Origin of the sequence: Amycolatopsis minnesotensis (genome assembly GCF_039529815.1) — a bacterium.
In the GTDB taxonomy this organism is placed as follows: Bacteria; Actinomycetota; Actinomycetes; order Mycobacteriales; family Pseudonocardiaceae; genus Amycolatopsis; species Amycolatopsis minnesotensis.
Genome location: NZ_BAAANN010000009.1, coordinates 263,429 through 275,445 on the forward strand (window position 1 = coordinate 263,429; position 12,017 = coordinate 275,445).

Below are 12,017 nucleotides of genomic sequence, written 5' to 3' on the forward strand. Positions count from 1 at the left end.
CCTCACCGGTCCGCGGGCCGCCGAGGGAAGAACAGCGCGGGCACGACCGCGACCGAGGAAAGCGCGATCGCCCACCAGAACGTGGTGCCGTAGGCCGCTTCCGTGCCGGTGCCCTGGCCGAGCAGGACCAGCATGAGGATCGCCGTGCCCAGCGAGCCGCCGATCCGGTTCAGCACGTTGACCGCACCGGCCGCGCGCGCCGTCTGGTGCGCTTCGACGCTCGCGTAGGCCGCGCCCATCGTCGGCCCCATCACCGCGCCGAGCCCGGCGCCGCGGACGAACAGCGCCGCGGACAGCAGCCACCCGGGAATCCCGGTGAGCGCGAACGGGACCGTGCCCACGAGCGCGAGGAGCATCCCGCTCACCACCACGACGCGGTAGCCGCGCCGGTCGGCGTGCATGCCCGCGACGAACGCCCCCGCGGCGGCCCCGAGCGCCTGCGGTACGAGGAGCAGGCCGACCTGGAAGCTGTCGGCGTGGTGGACCTGCTGGTAGTACAGCGGCAGCAGGACCATCGAGCTGTACAGCGACGCTCCGGCCAGTAACGCGGTGACGGTGGCGACGGTGAACCCGCGTCGCGCGAACAACCGGACGTCGATCAGCGGCAGGCCCTTCTTCCGCAGCGCGTGGACCACGTACCAGGCGATCAGCGCCGCACCCGCGACGAGCGCCGCGAGACCGGGCGAGCTGAGACCGCCGCCGTCGACGTCGGAGAGGCCGTAGACCACGGCGGCCAGCCCCGGCGAAAGCAGCGCGAGCCCGAGCAGGTCGAACCGATTCCCGCCGGGCGGCAGGTCCCGGGTGTCGCTGTCCTTCGGCACGAGCTTCGCCGCCAGCGGTAGCGCGACGAGGCAGATCGGCAGGTTCAGGAAGAAGATCCAGCGCCACCCCGCGTCCTCCACGAGCACCCCGCCGAGGATCGGTCCCAGCGCGGGCGCGAAGGTGACGGGCACCGAGAGCAGGCTCATCAGCCGTCCGATGTTCGCCGGGCCTGCCGCCTTGGCCACGATGATCTGCCCGAGCGGGTTCATCAGGCCACCCCCGATGGCCTGGAGCGTGCGGAACACCAGCAGAGACGGCAGCGACCAGGCGAACCCGCACAGGACCGAGCCGAGGGTGAACAGCCCGACCGCGGCGAGCCACATCCGGCGCGCGCCGAAGCGCTCGCTCACCCAGCCCGACGCCGGCATCACCAGCGCGATCACCAGGAGATATCCGGTGGCGACCCACTGGACGTCGGCCAGCGCGGACTGGAAGTCGCGCGCCAGGTCGCCGAGCGCGATGCCGACGGCGGTCACGTCGATGCTCGCGAGGATCGGCGCGCTGCCGAGCACCAGCCCCATCCGGAGCAGGCGCGGGTCGAGGCGGTCTGGCGCGGGCGGCGCCGCCGATGTGGTCACGGACCGGGTCCTTTCGCTCGTCGAGTTTGACTCGACCCGAAATTTAGGTTGTACCTAACCATTGGGTCAAGCATATTAACTGGGTGCGCGTCAGCAGGGAGGTAGGGTGACTCGGGTGACGGCAGAACGGCTCCGCGATCGCACCAAGCGCCAGACGCGGCAGCTGATCTCGGACGTGGCGACCGGGCTCTTCACCGAAAAGGGCTTCGGGAACGTGACGATCGCGGAGATCGCCACCGCGGCCGGGGTCGCCAGGATGACGGTGACCAACCACTTCCCGCTGAAGGAGGACCTGGTCTTCGACCTCGCCGGGGAGCTGCGGGCGCACCTGGCGAAGACCGTGGCGGCCCGCGAACCGGGGACTTCCGCGCTCGAAGCGCTCCGCCGCGAGTACACGGCGAAGACCGGATGCGGGAACGACACCCTCGGCGGCACCGACCCCGCGTGGGCGAAAATGGTCTGCGAGAGCCCGGTGCTGCTGGCCAGGCTCCGCGAGCTCCACGACCAGGCCGAAGCGGAGCTGGCGGCACGGCTGGCCGAGGAGTCCGGCGACGACGGCATCGTGCCGAAGGTCGTGGCGGCACAGCTCGCCGCGGTGAACCGCCTGCTGTTCCACCACGCGCTGCGCCGCAGCGTCGCGGGCGACCGCGAGCCCGAGATCCTCCGCTCGCTCGCCAAGACCGCCGAAGACGCCTACGCGGTACTCGCCCCCTCGATCGGTGACTACGGCAGAACCTTTGCCACGCGCCAAAATTCGCACTGACGGGGACGCTCACGGCCATTCCCGGCGAGCCAGCAGGGGCCGCTTCGCCCTGAAGGACGCCTTGAGGGCATGAACATCCCCGGTGACGGCGAGGTCGTCGCGGTCAGGATCGTGCTCGCACCGGAGGAGCTCGCGTTCCTCGCCGGTCAGCTCGCCATCGGCGGGCTGACCCCGAGCACCTGCGCGCGCTGATCACCGACTACGTGGGCCGGTGAGGTTTCAGGGGCGGGCCATCGCGTGGCGCACCCGTGCCACCAGCCCGCCGTCGAACGCGAGCGCCACCCCGGCGAGGAACTCCGCCTCGTCGCGCACCGTGCGGCAGACCGGCGCGCGGCGCTGCGCGCCCACCTGGACACCGGAGACCCGCTTGCCCGCGGCGTACCCGTCCAGCCCGGTCGTGATCTCCGCCGCGGCGCGCACCGCTTCGCGCTCGGCGGCATCCGCGCCTGCCGCGCGGCACACCCTGTCCACCGCGGTGGAGACCTCGGGCGGCACGTAGGGCAGGAGCTTCAGCCGCGCGTCCCTGATCTCGACGACCGCCCGGTACAGGCGGGTCCCCAGATCCGCGTCCACGACCCCGCCGAGGACGACCTCGGGGAACGGCGCGGTGATGGTGCTCCGCAGGAACTCGACCTCTTCGAGCACGGCCTCCGCCCATTCCGCCAGCGGCGGGCGGTCGAAATCGGGGCGGCACAACAGGGTTGCGGCCAGTTCGGCCTCGTGCTCCACCGCGTCGGCGAACGTGGTCCTGCCGAGCAGGCGCCGGATCAACCCCGCCGGGAGGTGCGGGGCGACCGTGGCGCGGCACAGTTCCGCCACGTCGTCCGACACCGCGTGGCCGTCGTGGCCGAGTATCAGGTGCGCGATCTCGTGGGCGACGATGTGCCTGCGGTGCACCGGGGTGGCGGCCTCCGGGTAGAGGATCACGTCGTGCCGGCGGCGCGAGACGACCATCCCGGTCGGGGTGGTACCTGCCAGATCGGCCGCCTTGACCTCGATCTGGCGCCCGCCCCGCATCGCGACGGCGCGCGAGACGAGTTCGGGGACGCCGAACTCGGCAGGCAGCGCGAACTCCCGCACGAACCGGTGGCACGAATCGGCCTTCGACGCGCGGCGCCGCTGCGGAATCACCCCGGCATGGCGGCGGGTGGTGAAGCGTTCGCCCGGATCGCCCGGTTCGAGGGAGCGCAGGGCGGGCGATCGACGCCACCGCACGCGTTCCGCAGTGCCGTCCGGTGCGCCACGACGCGCTGTCCAGTGACGCTGTGTCCGGTCCTGTTCGCGCACGCGGATCGGCCCCTCACTCGGCGGACGGGCGGTCACGCCCGCCACCCGCGAACGGGAGCAGGACGGCGAACCGCCGTTGCGCACAGGCCCTGCGGCCTGTGGTCCACGGACCGACCACGCCTCGGGCGCCGAGAGCGGGCCGCACGATCGAAGGTGGCGCGAAGGCGATGCCTTCGATCAGCAGCGGTCAGTATAGCCGTACCGGGAGTATCGTCAATGGACACCGCGGAGATCGGCACCCGGCGCCGCACCCGCTGTTCGACGCGATGATTCGCGACCCGTTGCCCGCGAAGCGGATTATTACCCAGAATTGGCCGCGGTACGCACGGACAACCCCATTGCCGGATACCGTTGTCGCGCAAGATCCGCCACAGTGATCGGCACAGCGTGATCATCGCGATGGTGCTCGTCGAACACCTGATCCAGCTCGGCCCGAGGAAGGCACATGTCGTTCACCGGTAGTTTCGTACTGGGGCGGGCCGATCGGCCGTTGACCCGGTTCGAACCACTGCGGCGGTGGGATCCGGAGCTCGGCGGATCCGATGAGGACGGCTGGCAGGTGCTCGCCATCGCGGCCAGGGCGACCCCGAGCCGGTGCGGCGCCGACACCTTCGGGCAGCTCCGCGCGATACGGGCGATGCTCGTGGCGGAAACGAACGCCCCGGTGCTGGTCGCGACGATCGGCACCAGCACGGTCGCGGTGCTGGAGGCGTCCTCCCCGAACGGCGCGGACTGGGCGACCATGCTCTACGCCGCCACCATGGCGCGCACCCTGGACACGTCCGCCATGCACGACGCCGACAACCCGGAAAGCGGGTTCGCCTCCCCCGGTTACCTGGCGCCGGTAATCGTGAAATGGGCGAGCGAAACGGGCCGCCCGATCGCGGACGTGCACCTGGTCGAAACCACCCTGAAGGAACTCAGCGAAAACGGCCCAACGGCCGAGGACAATTCGGCGCTGACCGGAGCGGTCCCTTTTCCCGAAACCGCTCCCGCCCTCATTCCGACCACCGCCGAGGCGAAGCTCGTCCGATTACTGCACTCGGCGGGCCTCGCCCCGGCCGTCCTGGCAGGCACGGAATGGGCAGCGGCCGTGGACACCGTCCGGCACTGACGCGGTGGTTCAGTCCACGTGCCCGGCAGCGCCGGAGCCGGTTCCGGGGCCCTCGTGCTCGGTGACCGAGCGGAGCGCGGCCAGCAGCCGGGGCATGTCCTCCGGTCTCGTCGACGCGCGATGACCGAGCACCCGCAGGGCCATCGCGGCCTCGGGCCCGGCGGCCGCGATGGCCCTGATCGCGTCGATCTCGGCGTTGATGACCTTGCTCGCGTCGTTGTCGAAGAAGTAGCTCCCCGGCACGTCGAACAGCTCGGCCAGCCGCTCGGCCTTGTTCATCACCATGCCGTTCGCGACCGCGCCCTGTTCCAGCCTGCTGACGTACTGCCTGGTCACGCCGATGGCCTTCGCGACCTCTTCGAGGGTGTAGTAGTGCCGGGTACCGTCCTCGTCCACCCGGCGCGGCACGGTGCGGCGGAGGTGGTTGAGCTTGATACCGAAGATCTGCGCCGCCGTCCTGCCCTTGGCCCGCAGATCGGACGAGTCCGTGAACGGCAAGCCGTCCGAATGCGCGGACACGATCACCCCTTCTTTTGCCGCCGAGGCCCATCACCAGCGGCGACATCGGAGAATGTTCGATTCAGTTGACATGACTACCGCGGTTTGCCCTATGCTGTGCACCGTCGATGTTAACTGGATATTCCATCCAGCGAAACCAGCGAACCAGCAAAACCGGGAGCCCGAGGCGCAGGGGAGGCATCGGGACGCACGGAGAGCCGCCCGGCATCGGCCGGGATCCAGGGCTGGCGCGGGGAAGACCGTAACCCCCATGCGGTCGTTCCTCGCGTCAGCCCGCCTCCGCCGGCATCAGTGCAGATAGGAAAGCTGCGGGTGTGCGGCGCGGTAACCGTCGAGCAGGCGGCGCGCCACGGTCACCGAGTCGACGAGCGGGTGCAGGGCGAACGCCCGCAGCGCGGCGTCGGCGGAGCCGGTGGCCGCGGCCTCCAGCACGGACCGTTCGGCGGCCTTGACCGCGTGGACGAGTCCGAGCGCGTGGCCGGGCAGCGGGCGGGCGGCGATCGGGCTGGCGCCGAACGCGCCGACCGCGCACGGCACCTCGACCACCGCGTCTTCGTCCACTCCGGACAGTGCGGTTCCGTTGCGCACGTTGAGGATCAGCGTGGTCCGCTCGTCGCGGGCGATGGCGCGCATGAGCGCGAGCGCGATCCGTTCGTACCCGCCGCCTTCGAGGTCGCCGGGATCGCGTTCGCGGTCCCTTGCCTCGGCGAGGTAGGTGGCCTCGCGCTCGGCGCGCGTGCGTTCCCACCTGTCCAGTGACGGCGAGGTGTAGAACCCGCGCTGCTGCGCCAGCAGGAACGAGCCGCGCGAGTCGGTGCCGTCACCGGCAGCGGCGACGGCTTCGCGCGTGAAGTAGTAGTAGTGCAGGTATTCGTTCGGCACCGCGCCGAGCAGCCTCAGCCAGTCCGCGCCGAAGAGCCTGCCCTCCTCGAACGATTCCACCGCGGGCGAGCCGAGCAGCTCCGGCAGCAGGTCCACCCCGCCGGCGTGCACGCCGCGCAGCCAGCCGAGGTGGTTCAGCCCGGCGTAGTCGAACCACGCGGCCTCCTGGCCGACGCCGATCGCCCTCGCCACCCGGCGGCACAGCCCGGCCGGCGAGTCGCAGATGCCGATCACCCGCCCGCCCAGCAGCGGCGCCATCGCCTCGGTCACCATCCCGGCCGGGTTGGTGAAGTTGATGACCCACGCGCGCGGCGCGAGCTCGGCGATCCGGCGCGCCAGCTCGACCGCGACCGGCACGGTGCGCAGGCCGTACGCGATCCCGCCGGCACCGACGGTCTCCTGCCCGAGCACCCCCTCGGCGAGCGCGACCCGCTCGTCGAGCTGCCTGCCCCGCATCCCGCCGACCCTGACCGCCGAGAACACGAAGTCCACATCGGACAGTGCGGTGGCGAGGTCCGTGGTCGTGGTGACGGCAGGCGCGCCTTCGACGCCGTCGGCCTGCTCGGCCAGCACGGTCGCGACGGCGGCGAGCCTGCCCGCGTCCACGTCGTGCAGCACCAGTTCCGTCACCACGCCCGCACCGCGTTCGGCGAGCAGCGCGGCGTGCACGAGCGGCACGCGGAAGCCGCCACCGCCGAGAATCGCCAGCCTCATCGCGGCACCTCCTCCCCTGCCGGGAAACTTTGCCAAAGTCGCGCCCGGGGCGCATCCTCGTAGCCGGGGATGATCAGCGTCTTGGAGGGCACGTGGCTGGTTCGGTGGACCCTCCGCAGGCGGCGGACCTCGACGTTTTCCTGTCCGGGCTGCTGTTCTTCGACCTGGTCTTCACCGGGATGGCTCAGCCGCCCGCACCGGGTACCGAGGTGTGGACGCGCGGGATGGGATCGGGGCCGGGCGGGATCGCGAACCTCGCCATCGCGCTGGCACGGCTCGGCCTGCGCACCTCGCTCGCCGCCGCGTTCGGCACCGATCTCTACGGCCGCTACTGCTGGGATGTGCTGGAGCGCCAGGAGGGCGTCGACCTCTCGCGGTCGCGGCGGTTCCCCGAATGGCACTCACCGGTCACGGTTTCCCTCGCCTACGACCACGACCGCGCGATGGTGACGCACGGGCACGCGCCGCCGGTGCCGCTGACCGAGCTCACCGGCTCGCCGCCGCCGAGCAGGGCGACCGTGGTGCACATCGGCAGGGACACCGAAGACTGGGTGCGGCAGGCGCACGCCGCGGGCAGCCTGGTGTTCGCCGACGTCGGCTGGGACCCGTCCGAGGAATGGGCACCCGAGCTGCTCGACCAGCTCACCTGCTGCCACGCCTTCGTGCCGAACTGCGTCGAGGCGATGCGGTACACCCGGACCAGCACGCCGGAAGCGGCGCTGGCCGTGCTCGCCGAGCTGGTCCCGGTCGCGGTGATCACCTGCGGCGGCGACGGGGTGCTCGCGACCGACGCCACCACCGGGGAGTCCGCGCGGATCCCCGCGCTGCCGACCGACGCGCTCGACGCGACCGGAGCCGGTGACGTGTTCGGCGCTGGATTCGTCGCGGGCACCCTGGCCGGATGGCCGCTGCCGCAACGACTTCGGTTCGCCTCGCTGACCGCGGCACTGTCGGTGCAGCAGTTCGGCGGCGGTCTCGCCGCGCCGGGCTGGGCCGAGATTTCCCGGTGGCACCGGGAAAACCGCCGTCCCGACTTCGCCTTCCTCGACGACGTGCTGCCCGCGCGGACCATGACGTCCTGCGACACCGCGGCCAGGCGGGCGCAGGCGACGATCGGGTTCGGCGGGAAACCGGTGGAACCGTGGCACTGAACGTCACCCGCTGTGCCAGCGTTCGTAGGTGGCCAGCTTGCACGCGGCCCGTTCGCTGATCTCGCCGTCCGGAAGGTCGTTCGCCTCGATGAAGAAGTCCAGCGCCGCGCGCACGTCGGCGATCTCCGCCACCAGCCGCGCCCGCAGGTCGCTGCCGTCCCAGTGCGCGGTGGCGCCGTCCGCGCCGATGAGCTTGCCCAGCACCTGCAACAGCTCGCCGGACTCCTCGATCACCCTGCTCGCGCCCGGCCACTTCGCCCCGCCGATGGCGTAGGGACCACCCATCGCCCGCTCCTCTCCGTGCGCTCGTGATCGTCAGCGCATTGTCAGCGACGCCTGCTGTGCTTGCTCTCCGAACACCTCCCCGAACGAAAAGAGCGAGCATGACCAGCTTTCGAACCAGATCGGCCGCCGTCGCCCTTGCCGCGGCAGCCGCCCTCCTGACCGCCGGGGGCGTGGCGGGGGCCACGACGGCGGGTGCCGAGGGAATCGTGCGCCACGGCCCGTACCCGGCGAAGCCCGAATGCGAGAGCCTGCGCAAGGCGTACCCGCTGTCGCCGCAGCCGTGCTACTCGACCGGCGGGCAGTGGTACTTCGACCAGTACCTGTTCTGATCCGCCGCGGGCCCCGGACTCCCCGGGGCCCGCGGCCGGCCTGAACCCGATGTCGGCCACCTGGCCGATCTTCGCGCGCCGGTTCCGCAGCAGGCTTTCCTCATCGAACCCGACCCGAATGAGGAACCATGCGCAAGAACCTGACGAGCGCGCTGGCCGTCGCCGCGGCGCTGCTGACCACGCTCACCGGCACGGCCGAGGCGTCGGACACGGTGGTGCGCACCGATTCCGGCCCGGTGCGCGGCCTCTCGGCCGACGGATACCGCACGTTCCACGGCATCCCGTACGCCGCCCCGCCGACCGGTGCGCTCAGATGGCGCGCGCCGCGACCGCCGTCGCGCTGGACGGCGGTCAAGGACGCGACGCGACCGGGCAACCGGTGCGCGCAGACCGCGGGCGCGAACACGCCCAGCACCGACGAGGACTGCCTCGTCCTGAACGTCACCGCCCCGGCGGCGCGCGGACGGCTCAAACCCGTGATGGTGTGGCTGCACGGAGGCGGCAACAGCTTCGGCACGGCGAGTGACAACGACACGCGCCGCCTGGCCGCGGGCGGGGACGCCGTGGTGGTGTCGCCGAACTACCGGCTCGGCGTGTTCTCGTCGTTCGGGCACGCGAGCCAGCCGGGGTCCGGCGACTTCGGGCTCCAGGACCAGCAGGCGGCGCTGCGCTGGGTGCGGCACAACGCGGCGGCCTTCGGCGGCGATCCGCGCAACGTGACGCTGATCGGCGAGTCGGGTGGCGCGTTCGACGTGTGCGGGCAGCTCACCTCGCCCGGCTCGGCCGGGCTGTTCCAGCGCGCGATCATGCACAGCGGGTCGTGCTCGTCGGCGTGGCCGGTCGATGCGTTCGCCGCAGGCGGGCCTGCCGTCTCGCCATGGCGGTCCACAGTGGACCGGGACACGCAGGGCGCCGCGCTGGCGGCCAAGTTCGGATGCGCGGGTGCACCGTCCGTTGTGGACTGCCTGCGCGGAGTGCCTGCCGCCGACCTGATCGCGCTTCCGCAGGCGAGCCAGATTTCGCCGCTGGCGTACGGCACCCCGACCCTGCCGCTGCGGCCGGACACCGCGCTCGCCGCGGGCCTGTTCCACCGCGTTCCCGTGCTCACCGGCAACACCCGCGACGAAGGCGCGTTCACCGCGGGCTTCATCCCCGGCGATTTCGACGAAAGCACGTACCAGGCCCAGCTCGTCAAGAGCTTCGGCGCCGATGCGCCTCGGGTCGCGGCCCGCTACCCGAGCGCGAAGTACGGTTCGCCGCGCCTCGCCTGGACAGCGGTGATCACGGACGGCTCGTGGACCTGTCACCAGCTCGACGACGCGCGGCGCCTCGCCCTCGGCGGCTCCACCTACAGCTTCGAGTTCGCCGACGAGAACGCGCCGCAAGGGTTCTTCGCGGGCCTGTTCGCCCCCGGTTTCCCCGCCCGCGCCTTCCACTCGTCGGACATGGCGTACCTGTTCGACACCCCGGGTTTCCCGCTCGCCCCGGCCCAGCGGCGCCTCGCCGACCAGATGATCCGCTACTGGGGCCGGTTCGCCGCCTCGGGTGACCCGAACGGGCAGGGCCTCCCCCGGTGGCAGCCGCTGCGCGACGCGAACTCGCAGGCGCTGGTCCCGGACGCCACCCACGCCGTCGATCTCGCGAGCGAACACCAGTGCGGGTTCTGGGCGGCGAGGGGCTGAATATTTACATACATACTGTCTGTATGTAATCTGGCGGCACCGATCCGAGGAGGGCACCATGCTCGAACGCACCGGTCAGGCACGGCTCAGCCAGGGCACGCTGGACTACGTCGAGGTCGGCTCCGGCCGCCCGGTGGTGTTCGTGCACGGGCTACTGGTCAACGCGGACCTCTGGCGGGCGGTGGTGCCCGCCGTCGCCGAGGCCGGGTTCCGCTGCCTCGCCCCCGACTGGCCGCTCGGCTCGCACCGCGCGCCGATGGCGGCGCACGCGGACCTGACCCCGCCAGGGGTGGCGAAGCTGATCGCCGAGTTCCTCGTCGAGCTGGACCTGCGTGACGTGCTGCTGGTGGCGAACGACACCGGCGGCGCGCTCACGCAGATCCTGATGGCGAACCACCCGGAGCGGATCGCGGGCGTCGTGCTGACACCGTCGGACTCGTTCGAGCACTTCTTCCCGCCGATCTTCGCGCCGCTCCCCCGGCTCGCGCGGGTTCCCGGCGCGATGCGGGTGCTCGCGGGCGCGCTGCGCAGCCGGTTCGTCCGATCGCTGCCGATGGGGTTCGGCTGGGTGGCGAAGCGGCCCGTGCCGCTCGACGCGGTGCACTCCTACATCGACCCGGTGCGGGAGTCCGCTGGTGTCCGGCGCGATCTCCGCAAGTTCCTGCGCGGAGTGGACAAGCGGTACACGCTCGAAGCAGCCGAAAAGCTGCGCGGCTTCGACCGCCCGGTGCTGCTGGCGTGGGCCTCGGAGGACCGGCTCTTCCCGCTTTCGCTGGCGAGGCGGCTCCTCGACGTGCTGCCGGACGCCACGCTGACCGAGATCGGTGACAGCTACACGTTCGTCCCCGAGGACCGTCCCGACACGCTGAGCGCGCTGATCACCGGGTTCGCGGCGGAAAGGGTCTTCGCCTTGGCAGACTGACGGCCCATGCGCCGCAGTCAGCAGGATCGCTCCAGCAGCACCAGGTCGGCACTGACCACCGCGGGCCGTGCCCTGTTCGCCGCGCGCGGCTACCACGCGGTGCCCACCGACGAGGTCGTGCGCACCGCCGGTGTCACGCGCGGCGCCCTCTACCACCACTTCACGGACAAGAAGGACCTGTTCCGCGCCGTGGTGACCGAGGTGGAGGCGGAGTTCACCGCCAAGGTCAGCGCCGAGGTCACCGCGGCCCCCGACCTCGCCACCGGCATGTTCGCCGCGCTGAAGGCGTTCCTCGACCTCTGCTCCGATCCCGAGATCCGCCAGATCGCCCTGACCGACGCCCCCGCGGTACTCGGCTGGAACGACTGGCGCGCCATCGAAGCCGAGCACGGCCTGGGAGTGCTCACCGAGGCCCTCACCCGCGCCGTCGAAGAAGGACTGCTGGCACCGCAACCCGTCGGCGTGCTGGCCAGACTCGTCCTCAGCGCCCTCAACGAAGCGGCCCTGGTCATCGCCGCCGCCGAAGATCCCGCACAGGCCAGGGCCGACGCCGAGCAGGCACTAGGTTCGTGGTTCGCCGGGCTCCTCGCCTAGCCGCGACTCTCGCTCCGCGTGGCCGTCACCCGAATCCGGCGAGCGGTGGTTCTTCGGTGTAGCTGCGGCCGTTCGGGGTGGTGACGGTCAGGGTGCCGGTGTCGTTGGTGGTGAAGGTCCAGCCCGGTTCGCCGCGCAACACGTGGTGGACCCGGCACAGCGGCCGGAGATTCACTTTGTCGGTTCCGCCGCCGTCTTTCCAAGCCTGTGCGTGGTCGAGGTCGGTGTACTGGGCAGGCCGATTGCACCCCGGCATACTGCACGTCCGGTGGGTGACGTGGAGGTACTTCCGCATCGCACTCGGCGGCCGGTAGTTTTCCCGGCCGAGGTCGACGGGCAGGCCGGTCATGGGTTCGTCGATGATCCGGTTCCAGA

The 12,017-nt window shown here is 71.5% G+C and carries 14 protein-coding genes; 8 read left to right on the forward strand and 6 right to left on the reverse strand.

Going from position 1 to position 12,017, the window contains the following annotated elements; all coding sequences use genetic code 11:
* Positions 1-2: 2 nt before the first annotated feature.
* On the reverse strand, positions 3-1,400 hold the full coding sequence (locus tag ABD256_RS13990) for a DHA2 family efflux MFS transporter permease subunit (RefSeq protein WP_344417623.1): 1,398 nt from the start codon (positions 1,398-1,400) through the stop codon (positions 3-5).
* 115 nt (positions 1,401-1,515) lie between these two features.
* Here ABD256_RS13990 and ABD256_RS13995 point away from each other — a divergent pair, with 115 nt between their 5' ends.
* Positions 1,516-2,163: a TetR/AcrR family transcriptional regulator gene (locus ABD256_RS13995; protein WP_344417625.1), complete on the forward strand. Its 648-nt coding sequence runs from the start codon at positions 1,516-1,518 to the stop codon at positions 2,161-2,163.
* 69 nt (positions 2,164-2,232) lie between these two features.
* On the forward strand, positions 2,233-2,355 hold the full coding sequence (locus ABD256_RS14000; protein WP_344417627.1) for a hypothetical protein: 123 nt from the start codon (positions 2,233-2,235) through the stop codon (positions 2,353-2,355).
* A 27-nt stretch (positions 2,356-2,382) separates the two neighbouring features.
* Here the strand turns inward: ABD256_RS14000 and ABD256_RS14005 are convergent, their stop codons facing one another.
* Positions 2,383-3,378, reverse strand: coding sequence for a DUF6545 domain-containing protein (locus ABD256_RS14005; protein WP_344417629.1), 996 nt, complete (start codon positions 3,376-3,378; stop codon positions 2,383-2,385).
* A 517-nt stretch (positions 3,379-3,895) separates the two neighbouring features.
* Between ABD256_RS14005 and ABD256_RS14010 the strand changes: the two genes are divergently transcribed.
* Positions 3,896-4,564 carry a hypothetical protein gene (locus tag ABD256_RS14010; protein ID WP_344417631.1) on the forward strand — a complete coding sequence of 223 codons (669 nt, stop codon included), beginning with the start codon at positions 3,896-3,898 and terminating at the stop codon, positions 4,562-4,564.
* Between the two features lie 9 nt (positions 4,565-4,573).
* Here the strand turns inward: ABD256_RS14010 and ABD256_RS14015 are convergent, their stop codons facing one another.
* Both ABD256_RS14015 and ABD256_RS14020 read right to left on the reverse strand, forming a co-directional pair.
* Positions 4,574-5,083 (reverse strand): helix-turn-helix domain-containing protein, encoded by a 510-nt coding sequence (locus ABD256_RS14015; protein WP_344417633.1) that lies wholly within the window; start codon positions 5,081-5,083, stop codon positions 4,574-4,576.
* 288 nt (positions 5,084-5,371) lie between these two features.
* Positions 5,372-6,679 (reverse strand): family 4 glycosyl hydrolase, encoded by a 1,308-nt coding sequence (locus ABD256_RS14020; RefSeq protein WP_344417635.1) that lies wholly within the window; start codon positions 6,677-6,679, stop codon positions 5,372-5,374.
* A 92-nt stretch (positions 6,680-6,771) separates the two neighbouring features.
* Between ABD256_RS14020 and ABD256_RS14025 the strand changes: the two genes are divergently transcribed.
* Positions 6,772-7,830 (forward strand): carbohydrate kinase family protein, encoded by a 1,059-nt coding sequence (locus ABD256_RS14025; RefSeq protein ID WP_344417637.1) that lies wholly within the window; start codon positions 6,772-6,774, stop codon positions 7,828-7,830.
* 3 nt (positions 7,831-7,833) lie between these two features.
* Here the strand turns inward: ABD256_RS14025 and ABD256_RS14030 are convergent, their stop codons facing one another.
* The gene (locus tag ABD256_RS14030; protein ID WP_344417639.1) at positions 7,834-8,115 is read right to left on the reverse strand and encodes a nucleoside triphosphate pyrophosphohydrolase family protein; all 282 of its coding nucleotides are present in this window, start codon (positions 8,113-8,115) and stop codon (positions 7,834-7,836) included.
* A gap of 98 nt (positions 8,116-8,213) precedes the next feature.
* Here ABD256_RS14030 and ABD256_RS14035 point away from each other — a divergent pair, with 98 nt between their 5' ends.
* The 4 genes from ABD256_RS14035 (at position 8,214) to ABD256_RS14050 (ending at position 11,642) form a co-directional block, all read left to right on the forward strand.
* Positions 8,214-8,444: a hypothetical protein gene (locus tag ABD256_RS14035; RefSeq protein WP_344417641.1), complete on the forward strand. Its 231-nt coding sequence runs from the start codon at positions 8,214-8,216 to the stop codon at positions 8,442-8,444.
* A 128-nt stretch (positions 8,445-8,572) separates the two neighbouring features.
* A complete protein-coding gene (locus ABD256_RS14040) occupies positions 8,573-10,126 on the forward strand; it encodes a carboxylesterase/lipase family protein (protein WP_344417643.1) in 1,554 nt (517 codons plus the stop codon).
* Positions 10,127-10,184: 58 nt separating this feature from the next.
* Entirely contained in the window at positions 10,185-11,048 is an 864-nt protein-coding gene (locus ABD256_RS14045; protein WP_344417645.1) for an alpha/beta fold hydrolase, read from the forward strand.
* A gap of 6 nt (positions 11,049-11,054) precedes the next feature.
* Entirely contained in the window at positions 11,055-11,642 is a 588-nt protein-coding gene (locus tag ABD256_RS14050; RefSeq protein ID WP_344417647.1) for a TetR/AcrR family transcriptional regulator, read from the forward strand.
* Between the two features lie 25 nt (positions 11,643-11,667).
* On the opposite strand, the gene ABD256_RS14055 is transcribed toward ABD256_RS14050, so the two are convergent.
* Positions 11,668-12,017: HNH endonuclease signature motif containing protein (locus ABD256_RS14055; RefSeq protein ID WP_344417649.1), on the reverse strand; the 350-nt coding region annotated here is incomplete at its 5' end.

What these genes read in the sequence shown, in the direction of transcription:
- ABD256_RS14000 (WP_344417627.1), top strand. Translation starts at nt 2,233, where the DNA reads ATGAACATCCCCGGTGACGGCGAGGTCGTCGCGGTCAGGATCGTGCTC.
- ABD256_RS14010 (WP_344417631.1), top strand. Translation starts at nt 3,896, where the DNA reads ATGTCGTTCACCGGTAGTTTCGTACTGGGGCGGGCCGATCGGCCGTTG.
- ABD256_RS14020 (WP_344417635.1), bottom strand. Translation starts at nt 6,679, where the DNA reads ATGAGGCTGGCGATTCTCGGCGGTGGCGGCTTCCGCGTGCCGCTCGTG.
- ABD256_RS14030 (WP_344417639.1), bottom strand. Translation starts at nt 8,115, where the DNA reads ATGGGTGGTCCCTACGCCATCGGCGGGGCGAAGTGGCCGGGCGCGAGC.
- ABD256_RS14035 (WP_344417641.1), top strand. Translation starts at nt 8,214, where the DNA reads ATGACCAGCTTTCGAACCAGATCGGCCGCCGTCGCCCTTGCCGCGGCA.
- ABD256_RS14040 (WP_344417643.1), top strand. Translation starts at nt 8,573, where the DNA reads ATGCGCAAGAACCTGACGAGCGCGCTGGCCGTCGCCGCGGCGCTGCTG.
- ABD256_RS14045 (WP_344417645.1), top strand. Translation starts at nt 10,185, where the DNA reads ATGCTCGAACGCACCGGTCAGGCACGGCTCAGCCAGGGCACGCTGGAC.
- ABD256_RS14050 (WP_344417647.1), top strand. Translation starts at nt 11,055, where the DNA reads ATGCGCCGCAGTCAGCAGGATCGCTCCAGCAGCACCAGGTCGGCACTG.